The organism is Bradyrhizobium sp. BWC-3-1, from assembly GCF_032917965.1.
GTDB classification, from domain to species: Bacteria; Pseudomonadota; Alphaproteobacteria; order Rhizobiales; family Xanthobacteraceae; genus Bradyrhizobium; species Bradyrhizobium canariense_D.
In genome coordinates this window covers 3,425,435-3,446,892 of sequence record NZ_CP136625.1, presented here as the reverse complement: position 1 = coordinate 3,446,892, position 21,458 = coordinate 3,425,435, and the positions used below count along the sequence as shown (strand labels likewise).

Annotated in this window: 22 protein-coding genes, 1 tRNA gene and 1 pseudogene; 10 read left to right on the top strand and 14 right to left on the bottom strand. The window is 63.6% G+C overall.

From position 1 onward, the window contains the following. Positions 1-97: 97 nt before the first annotated feature. Positions 98-592, top strand: coding sequence for a hypothetical protein (locus RX329_RS16525; protein WP_085351116.1), 495 nt, complete (start codon positions 98-100; stop codon positions 590-592). A 179-nt stretch (positions 593-771) separates the two neighbouring features. Here the strand turns inward: RX329_RS16525 and RX329_RS16520 are convergent, their stop codons facing one another. The 5 genes from RX329_RS16520 to RX329_RS16500 all read right to left on the bottom strand — a co-directional run bounded on the left by RX329_RS16520 (position 772) and on the right by RX329_RS16500 (position 2,803). Further along, on the bottom strand, positions 772-1,140 hold the full coding sequence (locus tag RX329_RS16520) for a hypothetical protein (RefSeq protein ID WP_085351115.1): 369 nt from the start codon (positions 1,138-1,140) through the stop codon (positions 772-774). Between the two features lie 103 nt (positions 1,141-1,243). Next, positions 1,244-1,543 (bottom strand): hypothetical protein, encoded by a 300-nt coding sequence (locus tag RX329_RS16515; RefSeq protein WP_026232927.1) that lies wholly within the window; start codon positions 1,541-1,543, stop codon positions 1,244-1,246. A gap of 64 nt (positions 1,544-1,607) precedes the next feature. Further along, a complete protein-coding gene (locus RX329_RS16510) occupies positions 1,608-1,781 on the bottom strand; it encodes a hypothetical protein (protein WP_018455333.1) in 174 nt (57 codons plus the stop codon). A 71-nt stretch (positions 1,782-1,852) separates the two neighbouring features. Then, positions 1,853-2,383 (bottom strand): gamma carbonic anhydrase family protein, encoded by a 531-nt coding sequence (locus tag RX329_RS16505; RefSeq protein ID WP_317246142.1) that lies wholly within the window; start codon positions 2,381-2,383, stop codon positions 1,853-1,855. Positions 2,384-2,473: 90 nt separating this feature from the next. Then, a complete protein-coding gene (locus tag RX329_RS16500) occupies positions 2,474-2,803 on the bottom strand; it encodes a DUF6949 family protein (RefSeq protein WP_007602553.1) in 330 nt (109 codons plus the stop codon). Between the two features lie 222 nt (positions 2,804-3,025). Here RX329_RS16500 and RX329_RS16495 point away from each other — a divergent pair, with 222 nt between their 5' ends. Together RX329_RS16495 and RX329_RS16490 are read left to right on the top strand one after the other, a co-directional pair. Further along, entirely contained in the window at positions 3,026-3,733 is a 708-nt protein-coding gene (locus tag RX329_RS16495) for a hypothetical protein (RefSeq protein ID WP_085351113.1), read from the top strand. A gap of 263 nt (positions 3,734-3,996) precedes the next feature. Then, on the top strand, positions 3,997-4,581 hold the full coding sequence (locus tag RX329_RS16490) for a DUF1349 domain-containing protein (protein ID WP_026232925.1): 585 nt from the start codon (positions 3,997-3,999) through the stop codon (positions 4,579-4,581). Positions 4,582-4,670: 89 nt separating this feature from the next. Here the strand turns inward: RX329_RS16490 and RX329_RS16485 are convergent, their stop codons facing one another. Both RX329_RS16485 and cysE read right to left on the bottom strand, forming a co-directional pair. Further along, the gene (locus RX329_RS16485) at positions 4,671-4,889 is read right to left on the bottom strand and encodes a DUF3126 family protein (RefSeq protein WP_007602550.1); all 219 of its coding nucleotides are present in this window, start codon (positions 4,887-4,889) and stop codon (positions 4,671-4,673) included. A 151-nt stretch (positions 4,890-5,040) separates the two neighbouring features. Then, a complete protein-coding gene (gene cysE / locus RX329_RS16480) occupies positions 5,041-5,865 on the bottom strand; it encodes a serine O-acetyltransferase (protein ID WP_007602549.1) in 825 nt (274 codons plus the stop codon). Between the two features lie 275 nt (positions 5,866-6,140). Here cysE and RX329_RS16475 point away from each other — a divergent pair, with 275 nt between their 5' ends. Further along, on the top strand, positions 6,141-7,499 hold the full coding sequence (locus RX329_RS16475) for a hypothetical protein (RefSeq protein ID WP_317246141.1): 1,359 nt from the start codon (positions 6,141-6,143) through the stop codon (positions 7,497-7,499). Between the two features lie 157 nt (positions 7,500-7,656). Here RX329_RS16475 and RX329_RS16470 read toward each other — a convergent pair. Both RX329_RS16470 and RX329_RS16465 read right to left on the bottom strand, forming a co-directional pair. Continuing rightward, a pseudogene (locus RX329_RS16470) lies at positions 7,657-8,258 on the bottom strand (hypothetical protein). Positions 8,259-8,445: 187 nt separating this feature from the next. Then, complete coding sequence (locus RX329_RS16465) at positions 8,446-9,216, bottom strand: alpha/beta hydrolase (protein ID WP_317246140.1); 771 nt, start codon at positions 9,214-9,216, stop codon at positions 8,446-8,448. Between the two features lie 214 nt (positions 9,217-9,430). On the opposite strand from RX329_RS16465, the gene RX329_RS16460 reads away from it, so the two are divergent. Then, positions 9,431-10,393: an AraC family transcriptional regulator gene (locus RX329_RS16460; protein ID WP_018455327.1), complete on the top strand. Its 963-nt coding sequence runs from the start codon at positions 9,431-9,433 to the stop codon at positions 10,391-10,393. Between the two features lie 147 nt (positions 10,394-10,540). Here RX329_RS16460 and RX329_RS16455 read toward each other — a convergent pair whose 3' ends face one another. Next, positions 10,541-11,296, bottom strand: a complete 756-nt coding sequence (locus RX329_RS16455) for an alpha/beta hydrolase (RefSeq protein WP_317246139.1) — start codon at positions 11,294-11,296, stop codon at positions 10,541-10,543. A 34-nt stretch (positions 11,297-11,330) separates the two neighbouring features. Further along, positions 11,331-12,467, bottom strand: coding sequence for a hypothetical protein (locus RX329_RS16450; RefSeq protein ID WP_317246138.1), 1,137 nt, complete (start codon positions 12,465-12,467; stop codon positions 11,331-11,333). A gap of 303 nt (positions 12,468-12,770) precedes the next feature. On the opposite strand from RX329_RS16450, the gene RX329_RS16445 reads away from it, so the two are divergent. Further along, entirely contained in the window at positions 12,771-13,016 is a 246-nt protein-coding gene (locus tag RX329_RS16445) for a zinc-finger domain-containing protein (protein WP_007602543.1), read from the top strand. 19 nt (positions 13,017-13,035) lie between these two features. After that, entirely contained in the window at positions 13,036-14,238 is a 1,203-nt protein-coding gene (locus RX329_RS16440) for an FAD-dependent monooxygenase (protein ID WP_247523204.1), read from the top strand. 25 nt (positions 14,239-14,263) lie between these two features. Here RX329_RS16440 and RX329_RS16435 read toward each other — a convergent pair whose 3' ends face one another. Then, entirely contained in the window at positions 14,264-14,695 is a 432-nt protein-coding gene (locus tag RX329_RS16435; protein ID WP_085351108.1) for a twin-arginine translocation pathway signal, read from the bottom strand. A gap of 172 nt (positions 14,696-14,867) precedes the next feature. Here RX329_RS16435 and RX329_RS16430 point away from each other — a divergent pair. Both RX329_RS16430 and RX329_RS16425 read left to right on the top strand, forming a co-directional pair. After that, positions 14,868-14,956 (top strand) — tRNA-Leu (locus RX329_RS16430). Positions 14,957-15,116: 160 nt separating this feature from the next. Then, positions 15,117-16,367, top strand: coding sequence for a multidrug effflux MFS transporter (locus RX329_RS16425; RefSeq protein ID WP_026232922.1), 1,251 nt, complete (start codon positions 15,117-15,119; stop codon positions 16,365-16,367). Between the two features lie 204 nt (positions 16,368-16,571). Here the strand turns inward: RX329_RS16425 and RX329_RS16420 are convergent, their stop codons facing one another. Both RX329_RS16420 and RX329_RS16415 read right to left on the bottom strand, forming a co-directional pair. Next, positions 16,572-18,167 carry a glycosyltransferase family 39 protein gene (locus tag RX329_RS16420; protein WP_410706296.1) on the bottom strand — a complete coding sequence of 532 codons (1,596 nt, stop codon included), beginning with the start codon at positions 18,165-18,167 and terminating at the stop codon, positions 16,572-16,574. Between the two features lie 238 nt (positions 18,168-18,405). Then, a complete protein-coding gene (locus RX329_RS16415) occupies positions 18,406-20,013 on the bottom strand; it encodes an ABC transporter substrate-binding protein (protein ID WP_247361948.1) in 1,608 nt (535 codons plus the stop codon). A gap of 280 nt (positions 20,014-20,293) precedes the next feature. Between RX329_RS16415 and RX329_RS16410 the strand changes: the two genes are divergently transcribed. After that, the gene (locus tag RX329_RS16410) at positions 20,294-21,424 is read left to right on the top strand and encodes a M20/M25/M40 family metallo-hydrolase (protein ID WP_085351105.1); all 1,131 of its coding nucleotides are present in this window, start codon (positions 20,294-20,296) and stop codon (positions 21,422-21,424) included. Positions 21,425-21,458 lie beyond the last annotated feature (34 nt).

Here is a 21,458-nt window from a genome sequence, read left to right as displayed (position 1 = left end):
CATTCCTTGCCGACACGTAACGCTTTCGGGACGCCCCGGTAACCTCAGGTTGCCGGTCTTCGCCACTCACCAAGTTTCAATTTGGGTTTTGTCAGCGATGATCGATCTCGCAGAGGACACGCGGTCCCATCCCCTCCTTCGCCTTGGCGCCCAGCCTATCGCGCTGACCGCCGCCGCGCTCCTGCTCCTAATCGCGGGGGTGACCTCGATCGCGATCTGGCGTGCCTATACCGGTGCGGCCCCTGAGACCGACCGGGTGGTGGCGTCACGGCAGCTGCAGGCTCGCACCGCACAGGCATCCGAGCAGCTGGTCGAGAAGACCAAGGGGCTGGAGGCAACCCAGCAGGAATCGATTGACCAGCTCCAGGTCGTGCAAGACCAGCTCCAGAGTGTGAAGCGCTTGCTCGCATTCCAGCAGGCCGACACCAAGCGTCTGTCCGAGCAGGTCACGACACTCAACGAGTCCATCGATGGCCTGCGGCAATCCTTTGCCAGCGCCCGGGCGAGCGAGGCGGAGACTCCCTCAGTTACCCGCAGGAAACCTGCACGGCATCGTGTCCATGCCAGTGCACGCAAGCGCTCGCGCGGCTGAGCAGCCGGCGCCGCCACCCTTAAATTTTTGGACTTGTGAACTGGATCACATTCGCCCGTGTGATTCCAAGCGATGCTCGCCGTTACCGGATGGCGTGAGCCGATTTCAATGTCCGGGGCTGGCAAGGTCGTTGACGGTATATTGCGTCAACGGCCTTGTTTTTTGACGGGTACCGCCGCCTATTCGCAGACATCCACGGGGCGGATGCGCCAGCCCGCTGGCGTCATGACGCGCTTCCGCACAACGTAGCAGCCGCCATAACCGCCATCATCGTATCCGGTACCATAGTAATATGGATTGCCGTAATACGGTTGGCCGTAGCCGTAATACCCGCCGTAGTAACCTGCGCCGGCGATACCGGCACCGATGGCGACGCCTGGCCAGAAGCCACCGCCATGCCAGTGGCCGCCATGACCCCAGCCGCCACCATGGCCCCAGCCACCGCCGCCATGACCCCAGCCGCCGTGACCGCCCGCTTGTGCCGCCTGCGGCATCGACGACCCAACCGCCACCACCGCCAGCGCCGTCAACATCATCTTCCGTAACATCACTCGATCCTCTGCGTGGATACCCTCCACGCTCCAAAGCAGGACCAAGCTAATCGGCTTGAGGCGTTCCTGACAGCCTCACTGTCTCACTTCCCCGCGAGCGTCAGCAGCCGCGACAGATGCTCTTGAGCTTCTTGTCGAGCAGCCGGTTCTCGGCGTTGACGGCGGCGTCGGTGGACCCACCTGCGCCGGTCCCAGTGGTGACGCCGGGTGCATTCGCACCGGACGATTGGGCGGTCCCCAGACTGTTGGTGCCTGGCGCGGGAGCCGGAGAATTGGCGACACCTCCGGCCGATCCTGTGGAGCCGCCGGTGGCTTGCGCGAACGATGCGGCCGGCACCGCGGCAAGGGCGAAGATCACGATCACGGTCTTGATTGAACGGGCTATAGGCAATCTGGCCATTGAAATTCTCCTTCGCCGATCAACCGCCGCAGCAAGGACCGGTTCCGGAACAAATGCCGTCGCATCAGCTTGAAACCGGGAAGGCGGGCACGATCACGCGCAAGCTGATCTTCTGCTCCGCAAACAGAAAGGCGCAGTCACGATGAACGATCGCGATGCTTTTGCAGAAGGCGAACGCGCGGCGCGTAAAAACATTCCGGCGGAAGCCAATCCGTACCAGGACGGTAGCGATGAGCATGCCCTATGGTCCGCGGGGCACGAGAAGGTCGCAAGCGCAATAGAAGCGCGCGAGTCCGAAGGAAGCTGAGTTCACCCGATCCGCTTGAGGCCCTTTGTGAAGCGCGGTCCATTGGCGACGTAGAACTTCGCAGCACTCCCCATCTTCTGCACCTGAGCATCGTCGAGCATGCGGATCACCCGCGCCGGCGAGCCGATGATCAGGGACCGTTCGGGAAACTCCTTGCCCTCGGTGATGACGGAGCCGGCGCCGACGATGCTGTTGCGCCCGATCCTGGCGCCGTTCATCACGATTGAGCCCATGCCGACGAGTGCGCCCTCCTCGATGGTGCAGCCGTGCAGGATGACGTTATGCCCGACTGTACAGTTCCTGCCGATCTGAAGCGGAAAACCGGGATCGGTGTGGCAGGTCGAGCCGTCCTGCACGTTGGCGCCCTCGCCGATCTCGATCCACTCATTGTCGCCGCGCAGCACCGCGCCGAACCAGACGCTCGCGCCCGGCTTCAGGCGCACGCGGCCGATCACGGTAGCGGTCTCCGCGATGAAGTAGTTGCCGTCGGCGGGAAGGTCGGGCGCCTGCCCGTCGAGCTCGTAGATCGCCATGAGGGTCTCCTGTCGCGTCAACCCCAGCCATAGCGAAACGGCGGCCTTGACGCAAAGGGCCGCCGCGCAGGCAGCCCTATAGCGCGCGCATCAGACCAGAACGCCGGCCGCGCGGAGCGTCATCAGGAAGAAGGTGCCGCTCATCATGCTCCAGAAGCCGGCGATGACGGTCGCCATCATCACGAATTCGACGCGGCGGCTCTCCACCTGCCTGCCGCGCAGAGTATTGCGCATGATGATGAAAGGCGCCGCGAACACCAGGAACGGAACCGCCGCGAAGGTCTTCGGCGCCACGCCGTCCTGCAACAGACCGAAGCCGGCCGGCCGCTGTGCGACCGTCTGGTATCCGCTCACGAGCGCTCCCGCGAGCGCGAAACCAATGCCGATCGAGAAGAATGTGTTGAGAGCTTCAGGTGTCATCGGAACAGTCCGCCCTTACGCAACGCGAGGTACCTTCCTGTGACAAAGAGTGCCGGTTAACGCTACATTATCCTTAAGGGAAGGTTAACGCCGCCAGCCGTTCCACGCAGGCCTCTCTCCCTTCCCTGCAGCCGGCCAACGCTCCGCGAAATCGCCACCACGTGGCATATTCGCCGCTGATTCGTCGGCCATCGGCCGACTTCCGGCTCATTCGCGCGGCTCATGACGGTGTTTTCGGCAATTTCCCCTCAATCTCCCCGGGTGCGCACCCGGGCCCACGTCGTCCCGATCGTGCTCGGCGGCATTGCCGCGGTGTGCGCCGTCGCGCTCGTCGCCTATTTGTTGTGGCCGACCTGGGGGCCGAGCGGCGCGAACGCCCCAGACAAGCTGCCGGTGAGCGTCGGCGGCACGCTGTTCAACCTGCCGACCAACGCGATCCGCATGAAGATCCAGCGCCACTCCGGACCGCAGGAGCGGATCGATCTCGACTTCCTGTATCCTTCGCTGGAGCCGCCGGGCGCGCCGAAGCACGTCACCGCCGATAGCGTGGATGCGGCGATGCAGCCGATCGACCGCATCTTCCTGTCGATCGCCGCGCATCGCGATGCGCTCTCGCCCGAGCAGCGCACCGCCACGATTTATCCACGCTATCTCGACCAGGCCGCGGCAATGCCTCAGGACGGGCTGACGATGCGGATATTCCGCGCTGACACGCCTTACGGCACCGAGGATCTCTATTCTGCCGCAAGTCCCGCGCTGACCGCGCGCTGCACGCGCGATGGTGCGACGCCCGGCATGTGCCTCGCCGAACGCCGCGTCGGCGGCGCCGACCTCACCTTCCGCTTTCCGCGCAGCTGGCTGTCGCAGTGGCGCGATACGGCGGAAGCGATGGAGAAACTGACGGCGCAGCTGCGCGGCCCGAAGGGCTGAACGCGACCGCGCGACCTGCGCCTCCAAAACAAAAACTGCGAAAACAACCCCATGCACAGTAGCCAAGCTCCTGTAATGCTTCGTATTTTTCGAAGTCAGCTTCGCGCGTATGGTGTCAGGATGGGGCGGCGGTGAAGCTGTTGCTCGTCCTTGCGAGCGAAGCGAAGCAATCTCGGCTACATTGCCTTTTCATCTCAATGCACGATGCCGTGCTCGTCCGACTCACGGACCGAACCGGCAGGCATCCGCGACAGAGGTTAGTCATGATTCTCCGCAGAAGTGACGGTGTGTGGCTAAATGAACCGCAGCGATGGGCGGCAGAGGGTGATGACCTGCGGATCCTCACGGACAAGGCCACGGATTTCTGGCGCGAAACCCATTACGGCTTCAATCGCGATAGCGGACATTTCCTGGGCTTTCCGACAGGCGAAGCATTCACCGCAGATTTGCGTGTTCAGGGCGATTTCCGGGCGCTCTATGATCAGGCGGGCATCATGGTGCGCCTCGACGCGCATCATTGGGTCAAAGCCGGAATCGAATTGTCAGATGGCCGCGCTATGCTCGCGAGCGTGCTGACAAACGGGCAATCAGACTGGGCGACAGCACCCTATGAGCATAATGCCAGCGACTTCTGGGTCCGCGCGACCATCGCCAACGGTGTCCTTCGTCTGCAGGTTTCGGCCGACGGCAAATCCTGGCCCCTCATGCGGCTGGCGGCGTTTCCTAAAGCAAACTCCTACCTTGTGGGACCGATGGCCTGCACACCCGAACGGGCGGGGCTAGAAGTCGTATTCTCGACGTTTCGTCTGACACCTCCCCTCGGAAAAGACCTGCACGACCTGAGCTGAACATCACCCTTGCAGAAATATGTTCTTGCAAGAAAGCAAAGGCATGGAGCCGCGCCCGCGCGGCCCCGTTGAGCGAGACGATCGCCGAACTATTCCTGGTCGACGAGGTCGTCCTCGAGGATCGCCATCTGGAATTGGAACGAGCGATCATCGTCCTCGTCGTCGACGAAGAGCACACCGATGAATTCCTCGCCGATATAGACCTCGGCGGAATCATCCTTCTTTGGCCGCGGCACGACGCGGATCTTGGGATTGCCGAATACGCGCTTCAAATACGCGTCGAGCTTCCTAACTTCCTTGACGTCCACGGCAAGTCTCCAATCGAAATCTGGGTTGGCGCGGGTTTTAGGACGAGACGCGACCAACCGCCAGCATGAATTGCCAAAGAATTTTTGGGACGAAAGGGGCGGAAAATCCGCCCCTTCCGACAAGCTCGAAGGCCCGCCTCAGAGGCCCATCTCAGAGTCCCATGGCGTTGATCATCTGATCCATGGTGCGCGACGGCTCGGCACAGCCGGCTTCGCCGACGACCTTGGCAGGCACGCCTGCGACCGTCACGTTGTGCGGCACCGGTTTGACCACGACCGAGCCCGCCGCGATGCGCGCGCAATGACCAATCTCGATGTTGCCGAGGATCTTCGCGCCGGCGCCGATCAGGACGCCGTGGCGGATTTTCGGATGGCGGTCCTCGTTCTCCTTGCCGGTGCCGCCGAGCGTAACGCCATGCAGGATCGAGACGTCGTCCTCGATCAGCGCAGTCTCACCGCAGACGAAGCCGGTGGCGTGGTCGAGGAAGATGCCGCGGCCGATGCGCGCGGCGGGATTGATGTCGGTCTGGAATACCGCAGACGCCCGGCTCTGCAGATAATACGCAAAATCCTTGCGGCCCTTCAGATAGAGCCAATGCGCGAGGCGGTGGGTCTGGATGGCGTGAAAGCCCTTGAAATAGAGCAAGGGATCGATGAAGCGCGAGGTCGCGGGGTCGCGATCGTAGACGGCGACGAGATCGGCGCGGAAGGCGTTGCCGAGATCGGGATCGTCGCGCAGCGCCTCGTCATAGGTCTGGCGCACGAGATCGCCCGACAGCGCGGAATGATCGAGCCGGTCGGCGACTCGATGGATCACCGCATCTTCCAGGCGGCTGTGATGCAGCACCGTCGAATAGATGAAGGTCGCAAGCTCCGGCTCGCGATGGACGATGTCCTCCGCTTCGCCGCGGATCCGATCCCAGATCGGATCAAGCGTTGCAAGCTTTCCTCCCGGATTGACCTGATGCACTGCCATGAGATCTGCTCTTTCGAATTGGCTCGTTTCACTGGTTCTATAACACAGTCTAGGCGACAAAGTCCTGACGGGCTTGCCTGAGAGTGAACAGTGCGTTGTCCGGCGGGGGCATGCCAACGCGTTGAATCACAACAGTTTCTTCCGACACCCCGGGCGGCAAGGTCGGCTCAAAATGGTCAGGGTTTCGCCAAATTCAAGCCGGGCGGCGTCAAACTATTGGTGAATTCCGCCTCAACGGTAATTGCGGGCATGGTCCGAGTGAGGACGGAGCGGATTTGACCATCACCACCGATCATGCGCGCGCGGGCGCCGCGGGCTCACTCTGGCTGCGGCTCGCCGCCATCGCCCTGCCGCTCCTGTTGATCGCGCCGGCATTCTGGAACGGCTATCCGCTGTTGCAATGGGATACCGGAGGCTATCTGGCGCGCTGGTACGAGGGCTATCTCGTCCCGAGCCGCTCCACCGTCTTCGGCATCTATCTGCACTATGGCGAAAGTTCAGGGTTCTGGATCAACCTCGCGGTCCAGTCGCTGACCACGCTGTGGCTGTTGCAGCTCACCTTGCGCGTGCTCTCGATGATGCAGACGTTCCGTTTCGTCGCGATCAGCCTGCTCCTGATCCTGTCGACTGCGCTGCCCTGGCTTGCGAGCATGCTGCTCACCGACATTTTTGCAGGCCTGTCGGTGCTGTCGCTATTCCTGCTGGTCATCGGTGGGCAGCGGACCTCGGCGCTCGAAAAGATCTCGCTGTTCGTTTTCACCGCCTTTGCCGCCGCGACCCACAGCGCCACGCTCGGCGTGCTGCTCGGTCTCTGCGTCGCCGGCTGGGTGATCCGGCCGTGGCTGGGGCGCCGGCTTCCGATCGCCGGATTGGCGCAGGCGAGCCTCACCATCGTCGCCGGCGGCCTGATGCTGGTGTCTGCGAACCATGCCTTGTCGGGCAAATGGGCCTGGACGCCGGGCGGCACCGGCGTCGCCTTCGGTCGCATGATGCAGGACGGCATCGTCGCGCGTTATCTCAATGACCATTGCCCGCGCGAAACACTCAAGCTCTGCCCCTATCGCGACCAATTGCCGGCGACCGCCGACGAATTCCTGTGGGGCAAGAGCATGTTCAACACGCTCGGCCGCTTCGAGGGCATGAACGACGAGATGGGCACCATCGTCGTGGGTTCGCTCGCCGACTATCCTGTCTGGCAGGCCGGCGCGGCGTTGCGGGCGCTGGGACGGCAATTGCTCCATGTGGCGACCGGCGAAGGCACCAATGGCTGGATCCCGCACACCCGCGGCATTATCGAGCGCTATATCCCCTCACAGGCCGCGCCGATGCGGGCGGCGCGCCAGCAGCACTGGGCTCTCGATTTCGACACCATCAACTGGCTGCACGTGCCCGTCGCGCTCGCCTCGATGCTGGGGCTGCTCGCGCTGCTCGCCCATGCGCTCGCGATCCGCCGGCTCGACGACCTGACGTTGCTGGCGGCGACCGTGACGCTGGCGCTGCTCGGCAACGCTTTCGTCTGCGCGGTGATCTCCGGTCCGCACGACCGTTACGGCGCGCGAATGGTGTGGGTTGCGACCTTCGTGGTGCTGATGGCGCTCGCGCGCCGCCTTGGGGAAGACAGCAAAGCGCGGTGAGATTGGGGTGAAGCGCCATCGTGCCTGGTTTCGTCCGAGCAGCGATCGCGTTTATCCAGTAAGACCAGCGCATTCGTTCTCAAGGGTGTTTGGAGCCCTTCATCGCCCCCGCAAATCGGCACACGCGGCGGGGCGGTGGCATGAGCACGACCAGCCGCTAGTCAGCCGGCTGCGTGAAAACGGACCCAAGTGCGAGACGGTCAGTGCCGTACAACAACTGAGGCGTTCCGCGGCTAGCTCTTTGTGCCGGTGCCGCCGGCACCGGAAGAATGATTTCGGAAGCGACCCTCCAGTCCTTCCCGACGCGAAGCCAGTTGCTGATCATGAGAAACGGCCTGGCTGTTCCATCTTGCCCCGCATAAGAGACGGTGATGGTCATCGGCACATAGGACTCGGCGACGTCGCGCGTCAGGCCGACAACCCTGAGCTTCGAAAAATCTGGCTCGAGTACGACCGGACCGGACTACCGATATCATGCAGCTATTGATCAATCGCCGCGTTACCCCAAAAGCCGGCCCAGTTTCCCTCGGACGGGATCGCGCTCTTGGCCACCAAAAGGGCCGAGGGCGATTGCCAGAACATCCGATACAGAGCCTTGAAATCATGCTTGTTTGCCAATTTCATCAGCCTTCCGAACTTCGATTTGATTGCGCTGAGCGTCGCAGCATTCAGCGGCTCTCTGCTGACGGCGGGAGCAGACGCGGCAGACACGGTGGTAAGAGCCACAGCAGTGAGGGTGACAAGAAGTGCCTTATACATGCAGGAATGTCCATTCCAATGCGTCGCTCACATCATGACAACACTTGTTGCGTTCCGCGATTGGAGGTGTTCACGTCCGTGAGCTGAAGTGTCGTCAGGACGTTTCAGCACTCTACGGATGCCTGGCTTAAAATGGTCGAGCGGGAGCGCGCGGGCTCCCGGCGCCACAGCGCCGGGAGCGGCACCGTCACCTCGTGAGGGCGGCTTTTTCGATCACCTCAGCGACCTGCTTCGCATGGACGACGAGCGAGGCATGGCTGCCGGTGACTTCCGTCGTCTGGGCGTGGATCCTGGCCGCGAACGACTTCTGGGCCTCGGGCGCGAGGACTTTGTCCTTCGTGCTGATGACGTAGAACGTCGGCTTGTCATGCCAGGCCGCAACGTCGACCGGGGCTTCGAATGCAACGTGGTTCAGCGGAAGCTGCGAGTTGGCCAGGTGCGCGGCGATCTCCGGAGGAAGGTCAGCCGCGACGGCTGACGGAAACACCTTTGCATCGATGTACAGATTGCCCTTCGCATCGGGGTGGATCGCCTTGCCGCCTTCGGTCGGCGGACCGGCCTTTGCCAGCGACGCCAGGGATTCACCGACCTCCGGCGCAAAGGCGGACACATAAACCAGCGCCGAAACCTTGGGATCGTTGCCGGCTTGCGTGATCACCACGCCGCCCCATGAGTGGCCGACCAGAACGGTCCTGCCGGCTTGCTTCGCGAGCGCCTGTTTGGTCGCATCGACGTCGGCGGCGAGCGAAGTGAGTGGATTTTCGACGAGCGTGACGTTGTAGCCTTTCTTGGTGAGAATATCGGCAACCGGCTGCCAGCTCGTCTGGTCTACGAAGGCGCCGTGCACGAGCACGACGTTGTGCGCTGCCCCCTTGGGCAGTTCGGCGGAATGTACGGCTCCGACCAACGTCGTTCCGGCCAGGAGGACGGTGGCGGCTGAGAGGAGAATAGTTCGCATTGTTTGTTCCTGTTGGCATGTCGGACGAAAGTAGTCCGGGGGAATGGACAGGCGTTTCCAGCAAGGTCGCGGTTCTTCCATCTGCCGTTGGCGAAATGGTTGCCGCACGTCCGGTCGGCCCGCCGTGGCATGACGTATTCCGTGGACCTCTCGGACGATAGGGACCAATCGTCCGTGTCTTGTGTCCGATCGTCCACGGTTCTAGTCTCGGGGGATGGATATACTCACCCAGGTGCTCGATCGGGTTCGTCTCGGCGGGACGCTGCTCTTTCACTTCGAGCTCGGCCATCCCTGGCATCTTGAGTTGCCGGCGCGCCCCTACGCCCTGTTTCACTATCTCAGCCAAGGTTCAGCGACCCTCGCGCTCGAACAGGGAGAGGAAATCCAGATCACCGGGGGCGATTTTGTCGTCATCACACGTGGCGAGCCCCATGTGTTTTATTCGGATCGCCGGGCCGAGCCTTTGCGCATCGTGGATATCGAACGGTCGTCGCCACGCCTCGGATTCGTTCGTCACGGCAGCCGTGCAAAGCCGCTCTCGACCATGCTCTGCGGCAATTTCACGGTGTCGCGGCCGACGTTTGGCAGCGTGCTGGAGTTGCTTCCACCCGTGCTCTTGCTGAAGCCGACGTCCGACCGTGGTTGGCTTGAAGCCATCCTGCGCCGCATGATGAGCGAGTCCGCGCTCGAGCGTCCTGGCCAAGGCGTCGCGCTTTCACGACTGACGGAAGTGCTCTTCGTCGAGGTGCTGCGAAGCTGGATCGCGTCTCTCAGTCCCGGGCAAGGCGGCTGGATCGGGGCCATTTCTGACCCCCATATCGGACCGGCGCTGAAGCTGATTCACGAAAGTCCGGAGCAGCTTTGGACGCTGAGCGACCTAGGCCGTCGCGTCGGGCTCGGCCGCTCGGCATTTTCGGCGCGCTTCACTAGGCTCGTGGGCCAGCCCATGCAACGTTATGTGATCGAACGCCGGATGGCGGAGGCGGCGTTCCTGCTGGAAACCAGCGACGAACCGATCGCACGGATTGCCAACCGGATCGGTTACGAGACTGCAGCGGCGTTTTCGAAGTTGTTTCACCGGCACATTGGTCAGTCGCCCGGCCGTTACCGGGCTGCGCGACGCGCCGACGGAGCCCGTGCGCAGTTGGACGGATCGGAATTGCAAGTATCCGATTGACCTCGATAAAGCTGTGGCTTCGAGCTGAGTCTCATATGCGCCCTTAGCGAACCCCGATCCCTAGGTACAGGAATGGACGGTTGCCGAAGGGAGTGGATGGCCCACTGTAACGAGACATTTCAGGATAGCTGAAACCGCCTCATCGCCTCAGGCGCGGCGTGAGAGGAAATCGAGCACGCCAGTCTTGTAGACCTTGTCGCCGACTGCGCGCATGTGATCGCGACCGGGAATATCGAGCACTTCCGAACCCGGGATGATGGCACCGAGTGCGCTGGCCGAACCCGCGACGTCGTCGGTGCTGCCGACCGCGATCAGCACGGGCACGTCGATGCGCGCGGCTTCGTCCTTCGTCATGAGATCGCGCGTGCCGCGCAGGCAGGCGGCCAGCGCCATGCGGTCGGAACGGGTTTGGTCTGCAAAAGCACGAAACGTGCGTCCGACGGGATCGGAGACGTCGTCGAGCGAGGGCGCTTCCAGCGCCTTCGCGACGTTCTCGCCGGGCCCGGTGCCCTCGATCAGGCCGCCGATGCCGATGCCGCCAAGGATTGCCGAACGCAGGCGCTGCGGCTCGTTGAGGGAGAGCCAGGCCGTCATCCGTCCGCCCATCGAATAGCCCATGAGATCGGCCTGCGGGATGGCGAGGTGATCCATCAGCGCGAGCACGTCGGCGGCCATGGTCGGGATGGAGTACTGCGCGGGCTCGTAGAGCTTTGCGCTTTCGCCATGGCCGCGATTGTCGAGCGCAATGACACGGCGGCCGTTCTTGCGCAGCTCCGAGACCCAGGTCGGATAGACCCAGTTCACGTTCTTGCTGGAGGCAAAGCCGTGCACCAGGATGATCGGATCGCCCTCGCCTTCGTCGAGATAGGCAATTTCAACGGCGCCGTTGTGAAAGCTCGGCATCATCAGTTCCGCAATCTTGAGGGGAAGAGGTATCTTAGGCCGTGACGGCAGGGCTTGCCAGAACGGCTTCGGCGGCGATCCGCGCCTGGCGAAGTCGCCGCGCCCGTCTGCGATCGCACCAGGCCTGGGTCAGGCGCTCCGTCGTCGCCTTGATCGAGGACAACAGGCCGAGCAGCGTCAACGCCGCACCGAACAGCCAGAGTGCAAGATTGAACGCCCCGCCGATCAGCAGCAGCGCGCCGCGGCCGAGCAGCTTCAGAATCGCGCGCGTCTTGCCGCCCTGCGCTTCCGCGAGCCGCGCCGCGCGTGCGACGTCCTTGGGACCTTCAGCGATGCGCAAGCTATCCATCGCGCCGCGCGTGCCGGTCTTCTCGACCACGCGCGTGACATCCTTGCCGAGCCGAACCAGCGCGCCGGCCTTCTCGGCGCGGAACGCGGCCTTGATCGCGCTCAAGGTCTGGCCCGGCCGCAGCACCGAGCCGGAGGCAACCGCGTTCTGGAGCATCGGCGTATCGACGACCTCGCGCGCGGACCGGCCGGCCCATGCCGCTAGTCCCTCGCCGAGCCGGCCGACCTTGCGCGCGTCCTTCACCAGCGTCAGCCCGGCGCGAACCGGCGCGGCACCGCCGACGGAGACGTAGGTCACGGCCGTGACCGCGAGACCCGCGGCCGCAAGGCCCAGCACCAGGCGATCGGTCTCCTCGCCCATGGCGAGGTGCTTGCCCTCGCGGACGACGTCCCTGATGTCGCCGATGACGAAGAGATCGCCGGCCACGGTTCCCGACAAGCTCGCAACATCATCCGCGTTGCCGGTAACGAGACCGGCGGCAAACCGTTTTGCGAAATGCGAGGTGGAGTTTTCGGCTTTGACCGCGTCACCGACACGGCTCGGGAGGTCGTCAGGCAGCGCGATGTTGCGGTCGCGCGCCAGTGCGACAAAACTGTCGGCAAGATCGGCATCGCCCGATGCGAGCGCGACCTCGATGTTGTCTTGAATCAGGCGGTCGTTGTGCCGCAGCAGCGCGTCGAGCTTGATCTCTGAGAGCGCGGCGGGATCGTCCTGGGCGGCCAGAATCGCCCCGGCCTCGCGGGCGTGCGGTGCTACCTGCGCGAGCATGAAGCCGCATGCCGCGATACCGGTCAACGCTGTGCTGATTCGCAACCACTTCATGCGGAGAGCCTGGACGGTCCTGAGATCGTTGACGCCTAACGGTTGTCTTTCGTCGCAATTACGCTCGTCCACAGACATAGTATGCCAAAATTGCGACACAACGTCCCCGACGAAAGAAGGGCTTCTCTCAGGCCGCAAGATTGTGTCGAATTTGCATGAGCAAATGAGCATGGGGCATTGCGGAGCTTTCGGTTCCGCTGGACTAGCAATCATCTCCACCCACCAGTATGGTCCGCGGCGCCTTAATAATGCCGCGGCAGTCGTGATTGTGTCTGCCGCCATTGCCACTCCAGGATGAGTACGATGTCCGACCATGTCGTCCCGCACTTCCACAACGATGCCGGTGTCCCCGTCATCGAGATCGGCTCGCAAGAGTTCATGTGCGTGGGCGCCAACCCTCCGTTCGATCATCCGCACGTCTTCCTCGACCTCGGCAACGACAACGAGATCATCTGCCCGTACTGCTCGACTCTGTACCGTTTCGCCGCCGACCTGAAGGCGGGCGAAGCCCGTCCGCCGGAATGCGTCCTGAAGGACAAGGTGGCCTGACCGCTTCCATCGGCCAGGGGTGGCGCTCTCCCGAACGATTGTCATCGCCGGTGCCGGCATCGGTGGACTGACGGCTGCGCTTGCGCTCGCGGCCCGCGGCTTCCGCATCATCGTGCTGGAAAAGGCCGAGCGGCTCGAGGAAGTCGGCGCCGGTCTGCAACTCTCCCCGAACGCCAGCCGCGTGCTGGTCGAGCTCGGGCTCACCGAGCGCCTCAAGTTGCGCGCCGTGATCCCGGAGGCAGTCTCGATCATGAGCGCGCGGGCCGGCGGTGAGCTTTTGCGCATGCCGCTGGGAGAAGCCGCCGCCGAGCGCGCCGGCGCCCCCTATTGGGTGGTGCACCGCGCCGACCTGCAATCCGCCCTCGCCGGCGCAGTTTCCGACCATCCCCATATCGACCTGAAACTCGGCGCGACCTTCGAAGACGTCGCGCCTCACGCCAAGGGGCTGACGGTGGTTCATCGCAGCGGCACGATCCGGCGCAGCGATCTCGCCAGTGCGCTGATCGGCGCCGACGGTATCTGGTCGACGGTGCGCCAGCATCTATTCCCCGAGGTGCAGCCGCGCTTCTCCGGGCTGATTGCCTGGCGCGGTACGCTCGATGCCACGCAACTGCCGAAGGACTACACAGCGCGCCGGGTCCAGCTCTGGATGGGCCCGAATGCCCATCTCGTCGCCTACCCGATCGCGGGCGGACGCCAGATCAACGTGGTCGCGGTGCTGCCGGGCACTTGGAACAGGCCGGGCTGGAGCACGCCCGGCGATCCCCGCGAAGTGCTGGACGCCTTCGCCGCGCCGCGCTGGCCGCCGCCGGCGCGCATGATGCTCGCCACAGTCGACAGCTGGCGGAAATGGGCGCTGTTCGGCGTCCCCGACGACTGCCCCTGGAGTAAAGGCCCGGTCGCGCTGCTCGGCGACGCCGTGCATGCGATGCTGCCGTTTGCGGCCCAGGGCGCCGGCATGGCGATCGAGGACGCCGCAGTGCTCGCGCAGCATTTGAGCCCTGAGATCGCCGAGACCACCGCGGGCATCACGGCAGCGCTGAGACAATACGGCCGGACGCGCCAGGCGCGCGTGCGGCGGGTGCAGCGGACCGCGCGGCAGCAGGGCCGCATCTATCATTTCAGTGGGCCGCTCGCGTTCGCGCGCGATCTTGCGGTCCGCGCCCTCGGCCCGGAACGCATGCTGGCACGGCAGGACTGGATCTACGGCTGGCGGCCCTGACGCGAGGCGCTGATGTCAGGACGTTTCAGCGCACGGCTCTTGTCGATTTCGGGCCAGGCTTGATCGGGCCAGGATTGGCTGCGGGCGCCGCGGCGGCCGGCGTCGCCTCGGGGGGCGTTTCCCGGCACTTGTTGCGGCGCCAAGCGTCATCGGCCATCTGCGCCTGCCCGCGTACTGCGATGTAGTCGTTGCGATAGGCAAGCTCCGACACCACGGCGCCGCCCGCGCCGGTCTGTGCCTTGTCCATCAGCCTCTGCAAATCGCCGGTGCGGTTGGCGATCGACTTGCGCTCGCCTTCGAGCTGCTTGCAATCGTACAATTCGTACTTGGCGGGATCGGCAAAGGCCGGAGCGACCGTCTCGCTCATGCCGGCGCAGCCGGACAGCGCGAAGTCGGCCGCGAGCAGCGCGGCGACCACGCAGCACGGGCGCAGGCGATATTGGATCAAAGCTGACATGCCGGATGAATAGTCCCCGTCGATTGAGAATGCCTAAAGCAACAACAGATGTCCGGATTGAGGCTTTGCCTTGTGCCGCCGGCTCGCCTAAGGAAGAACCACCCCTCCGGCCTGCAAATGCCAATTCCAGACCGCCGGCAAGGGACTTAAGTGGCTGATCTCGTTGGATCAAGCGGGCATGGCGGAATTGGTAGACGCAAGGGACTTAAAATCCCTCGGCGCGCAAGCGCTGTGCCGGTTCGACCCCGGCTGCCCGCACCACGAAAGCTGCGCGGAGGATCCCGCCGCGCGCGGCGGCCGCGAGCGCTGATACCTCATCAATTCCTGTCTGCTCCTGCACCGCCTGCCAGCCATCCCGAAACGTTGCTTGTGCAACGCAGCATTGAAGATAGATAAGGGCCTCAAATCAGAGGTGAGCTTCTTGTCCGACGTCAATGCCGACGACTGGGTGTCCTCGGGACACCGTCCCATGGGTTTCCCCGAATTCGTCATCGTGATCGCGTCGATCATGGCGCTGAATCCGCTTGCGATGGACATGATGCTCCCGGCACTGCCCAATATCGGGTCGGCCTTCAATATCCCCGTCGCCAACCATCTTCAGCTGGTGCTGTCGACCTTCCTGATCGGCTTTGGCGCGGGGCAGTTCGTCATGGGCCCGCTGTCGGATCGCTTTGGCCGCCGCCCGGTGCTGCTCGGCGGGATGGCGGTCTATGCGGTGGCAAGCGTGCTGGCGATTGCGGCGCCGTCGTTCGAGACGCTGCTGCTGGCACGCGCACTGCAGGGTTTCGGTACCTCGGCGACTCGCGTGATCGCGACCTCGATCGTGCGCGACTGTTACGTCGGCCGCCGCATGGCGAGCGTGATGTCGCTTGCGATGATGATCTTCATCGCCGTCCCCGTGATCGCCCCTTCGTTCGGACAGGCGGTGCTGCTGGTGACGCAATGGCGCGGCATCTTCGTCGTGCTGATGCTCTACGGGCTGCTCGCGCTTGCATGGTCCGTGCTGCGGCTTCCGGAGACCCTGCCTGAGAGCGAACGCAGGTCGCTTGCGCCGGCCGACGTGCTCACGGCCTACTGGCAGACCGTGACCCATCGCCAAACCCTCGGCTATGCGCTCGCCGCCGGTAGCGTCATGGGCGCGCTGTTCGCCTACGTATTTTTGGCTCAGCAAGTTTTTGTCGGCATCTATCACCTCGGCCATTATTTTCCGCTCGCCTTCGCCGGGATCGCGGCCGGCACCGCCATTGCCGGCTTTCTCAATGCGCGATTCGTCGGGACCCTCGGCATGCGCGTGATCTCGCACGGCGCGCTGACGCTCTACACCGCGGTGGCGGGAGTGATGCTGCTGACGGAAAGCCTCGCCGCGTTGCCGCTTCCCCTGTTCATGGTGCTCTCGGCGCTGATGATGTTCTCGTTCGGCATGATGGTCGCCAACTTCACTGCACTCGCCATGGAGCCGCAGGGCCACATCGCCGGCACGGCGTCCTCGCTCTACGGCTCGATCACCACGCTGATCGGCATCGCCGTCGGCATGGCCATCGGACAAAGCTTCGACGGCACGTTGCTGCCGTTCTCGGTCGGCTTCTTCGTGTCGTCCCTCGCCGCGCTCGCGATCGTGCTGGTGGTGGAGAGAGGACGGTTGTTCAGGCCGCATCATCGCGCCATCGGCTGAGGAACTCCGTGGCGCTCTCGATGTTGTACTGCAACAATTTGAAAGGGCGCTTCAATGGAACCGAAACACCGTAAAGACCACGACGCCGCGGAACGGGCGGAGACGGAACGCACGCCGTCGAGCGCCGAAAAGACCGCCGTCACCGTGCCATTCGCGAGTGAAGGGCTCGAGCGGGTCCGCGACAGCCACTGCTGAGCAAGACGCCTATTCCGTTGCGCGCCTGCTGGCGCTGAAATCGTCCGCAATGCCTTCGGGTGCCGCGCCGCTTCCACGGGGCGGCACCATCAGCACAAACACTTCCCGCGTGAGACCGGGCCGGCCCCATAGCTGCGCCTGTATGATAAGTTCCCGCCTGATGAAATGCCCGGCGCGCCCGGCCACCGAGTCCATCCACCGGCTGCAGTCATCCTGATCGCGAAAACAGAGCGCGGCCCAGCCGCGCTCCAGCGTCGTCTTGTGCGGCAAGCCCCCGGGATATTGATCCTCGAACGGCCGCACGTGGTGCGGGTGGTCCGGGCTGTAGAAGGCTGTCGCGAAGGCCGGTGAATCGTCGCCGCTGACGGCGGCGAGCGGCTCGTCCGTCAGTTCGCGCCACTCGCGTGTCAATCGGCTCGCCGCCTGCGCGTAGAAATTGCGCCCCTCCTCGTAACCGTGATGGTTGCGATAGACCGCGTGGGTCGGCGCGGCGACGAGGACGGCCGTGAGCGCGACACCGGCCACGACCACGGTGAGGTTGACGGTGTAAAAGCGCTCGATCGAATAATTTGTGCCGCAGACCACGAGAATGGCGAACAGAAACAACCCTTGCAAAGCCCATAGCGACGGCAGATCGGTGCCCATCACGAGCGAGATCAGGACCGGCAGCGCAATCGTGCCGACGGCAATGTAAAAGAGGAGCCGCAGGCCCGGATTCATTGCCGCGAAATCGTCCGGAAACTGCTTCAGCCGCGTGCCGGCGATCAATACCCAGCTGACGGCTGACACACTCATGGCCGCCAACAGGCCCAAAAGGAAGTTCCTGACATCAGCAGCAGAACTCGCCGCAGTGCCGTTGGCATGGTTCAGCGCGTAGGTGAAGGTCGATGCCCCCGTGGTCGCGAGCCAATGAAGATGCGGTGACAGCGCCGCAAGCCCGACGACGACCGAAATCCAGGGCGAGGCGGAAGTGAAATAGGCGCGTCGCGCCGGATGCGCCAGCGCGGCAAACGTGAAGCTCGCGACAAGGAAGATCGAATAATATTTGCCGACCATGGCCAGTGCCGTCGTGCATCCCACGGCAACCGCCCACGACGCCGCTCGGGTCTCGAATGCGCGCAGGAAGCACCAGGTCGCCAGCGGCCAGACCGCCAGCAGCACCGCATTGGCGTTGAAGCGCTGGGCATGGAATTGATAGGCCGGCGTCAGCATCAGGATCAACAGCACCAGGACGCGCTTGTGCCCCCTCACGAATTGCCGCGCGATCCGATCGACGAAGACCAGCGCGAGCCCGGCGTTGGCCATCGCCATCAATTGCAGCGACCAGTCAGTGAGCGGAAAAATGGCGCTCCAGCTCGCGGCAACCCAGCCGGTCAATGGCGGATGCTTGGGATAGCCCCACGCGAAATGCCGCCCCAGCGTCCAGGCCTCCAGCGTATCGGGGTGCAGACCGCCGCCGGCATAGGCGACTGCCAGATAGAGCGTCCAGATCCCGACGAAGCAGGCGACGAGAAGCGGCACGGCCCAGCCCGTCTCGACGCCATCGAGCCAACGCCGGAATGGCCGGCGCCATCGTGCCGGCGCGCGATCGGACCGTTCGGCCATCGCCTGGAATGCAAAATCGATCGGCACTGGAATCAAATGGAGGAAGGAAGATGATGCGCGAGCACGACACATCTAGTTCTGGATCGAAACAAATAGCAATGACCGCAGACGGAACGTTGAAAGCATCCGCTTTCTCAGCCGGCGTAAGGTCAACAAAGGACCGAGACTGGCAAAAGAGCGGCGCCGCTGATGACAGCGGCGCCGCATGATGATCCGGACGAAAGGAAGGGCCTTTGCCCTACTCCGACTTGTCGACGTTCCAGAACAGCGGGGTCGCGGGACCGTCGAGCACGCCGGTCAGCGATTTGCGCCAGCCGCTCGGCAGGAGATACTGCCCCAGCGGGATGTAGATCACCTGCTCATAGGCTTCCTTCTGGATGTCAGCGGCGATCTTCTTCTGATCGTCGAGCGAGGCGGCGCGAACGAAGTCGTCCTTGAGCTTTTCGATCTTGGCGTTCTCGGCCCAACCGAACCAGCCCTTCTTGCCTTGGCCGCCGATCGAGAGATTGGCGATCGGGTTGGAGACGTCGGCCGCGACCCAGTTGGTGAAGAACATGTTCCAGCCGCCCTCTTTCGGAGGCTTCTGACTGGCGCGGCGGCTCACCACCGTCTGCCAATCGGTCGCTTGCAGGTCGACCTTGAAGCCGGCCTCGCGCAGCAACTGAGCCGCAACGATCGGCTGCGCCTTCAGCGTCGTGACATCGCCGGGGGCCATGATCACGATCGGGGTGCCGTCATAGCCGGATTCGGCGAGCGCCTTCTTGGCTTCGGCCATGCCGTTGCCCTTCACCAGGGTCTCGGCACCGGCCTCCGTCGCGAACGGCGTATCGCACACGAAGAAGGCGCCACAGACCTTCTGATATTTGGCGTTGCCGACGAGCGCGTCGAGAACGTCCTTCTGGTTTATCGCCAGAAAGGCAGCACGGCGCACTTTGACATTATCGAACGGCGGATAAAGGAAGTTCATCCGGCCGAGCGTCTGGAAACCGAACTTGTTCGAGACCTCGATCGTGATGTCCTTGTTCGCTTCCAGTAACGGGAGCATGTCGTAAGGCAGATTTTCCACGAAGTCGATGTCGCCCGACTGCAACGCGTTCACCGCGGTCTGCGAGTCCGGCATGGTGATCCACTCGACGCGGTCGACCTTCACCACCTTGCCGCCGGAGGTCCAGCTCGACGGCTCCTTGCGCGGCACGTAATCGGTGTTCTTGACGTAGACCGCCTTCACGCCCGGCTGGAATTCCGACTGCACGAACTTGAAGGGCCCCGAACCGATCTGCTCGGGGATCTGCTTGTCAGGCGGCGTCTCGGCGAGGCGCTTCGGCATCATGAAGGCAACGCGGGAGGACGGCTTGCCGATCGAGTCGAGCACGAGGCCGTAGGGCTCCTTCAGCTTCAGCGTGATGGTCTTGGCATCGGTCGGCTCGATGCTGGCGGTGAAGTCGAGCAGTTTCTGGCCCATGCCATCGACTGCGGCCCAGCGCTTGAGCGAGGCGACGCAGTCCTCCGCCGTCACCGGCGCACCGTCATGCCACTTCAGGCCGTCGCGCAGCGTGAACGTGTAGGTGAGCTTGTCGTCGGAGATCTTCCAGTCCGCCATCTGCGGCTGGATCTTGAAGTTCGAATCGGGCGCCACGAGCGTGTCGTAGATCATGTAGCCATGGTCACGCGTGATGTAGGCCGTGGTGAAGATCGGATCGATGATGCGCAGATCCGAATGCATCACCGCCGTGATGGTCTTGCCGGCCGCAAGCACCGGCGAGGCCAGTGCGGTCGAAAGCGCGACGACCGACAGCGCAAGTTTGGAGGCGAACGCGCGAGGCCCCCGGCGCATCAACTTAAACATAAAAAGTTCTCCTGACGTGAAACTGTTCAAAGGCAGGTTATTGATTGAGCATCCGGTTCGTTCTTTAGGCGAACTAACCTCATGCAATGCCTTTATCTTTTCGAGACTTGCAGACGGTGCCGAGCGCGTCAATCCGGTTTCGCTGCAAGCCCAAGCGGCGCGCACACGGGCTCCACAAGGATCGGTTTGGCTCTACAACACTCTCCGCCTGTCCTGCCCCGCGCCGATGCAATGCGCGTTCCATGTTCCAAAGCCCAAGAGACATTGGAGAGACATTGAGATGAATCCAGCCAATCTTCCCTTCGATTCCGAAGCGATGCTCCAGGGTCTGCGCGGCTGGGTGGAATGCGAAAGCCCGACCTGGGACGCGAGCGCCGTGAACCGCATGCTCGATATCGCAGCGCGGGAGATGGCGATCATGGGTGCGACGATCGAGCGCATCGCCGGTCGCCAGGGCTTTGGCGGCGTGATCCGCGCCCGCTTTCCGCATCCGAAGCAGGGCGAACCGGGCATCCTGATCGCCGGACACATGGATACGGTCCACCCCACAGGCACCATTGAGAAGCTGAAATGGCGCCGCGAGGGCAGCAAGTGCTACGGCCCCGGCATCTACGACATGAAGGGCGGCAATTACCTTTCGCTGGAAGCCATCCGCCAACTGGCCCGCGCCTCGTTCACGACGCCACTGCCGATCACCGTGCTGTTCACGCCCGACGAGGAAGTCGGCACACCCTCCACGCGCGATATCATCGAGGCGGAAGCCGCGCGCAACAGATACGTGCTGGTGCCGGAGCCCGGCCGCGCCGACAACGGCGTCACCACCGGACGTTACGCCATCGCGCGCTTCAATCTCGAGGCGACCGGCCGGCCCAGCCACGCCGGCGCGACCTTGTCGGCGGGCCGCTCGGCGATTCGCGAGATGGCGCGGCAAATCCTCGCCATCGATGCGATGACGGGCGAAGACTGCACGTTTTCGGTCGGCGTCGTGCATGGGGGTCAATGGGTCAATTGCGTTGCCACGACCGCCACCGGCGAAGCGCTTTCGATGGCCAAGCGCCAGGCTGACCTCGATCGCGGCGTCGAGAGGATGCTGGCGCTCTCCGGTACAACCAATGATGTCACCTTCAAGGTGACGCGCGGCGTGACACGTCCGGTTTGGGAGCCCGATGCCGGCACCATGGCGCTGTATGAAAGGGCGCGCGGGATCGCCAAGTCGCTTGGCGCAGAACTGCCGCATGCGAGCGCCGGCGGCGGCTCCGACGGCAATTTCACGGGCGCAATGGGCATCCCGACTCTCGACGGCCTGGGCGTGCGTGGCGGCAACGGCCACACGCTCGAAGAGTATATCGAGGTTGAAAGTCTGGTCGAACGCGGCCGGCTGATGGCGGGGCTGCTCGCGACTCTGGAGTAACACTGCAAAAACGGTGGCCCGGATGGCATGGGAA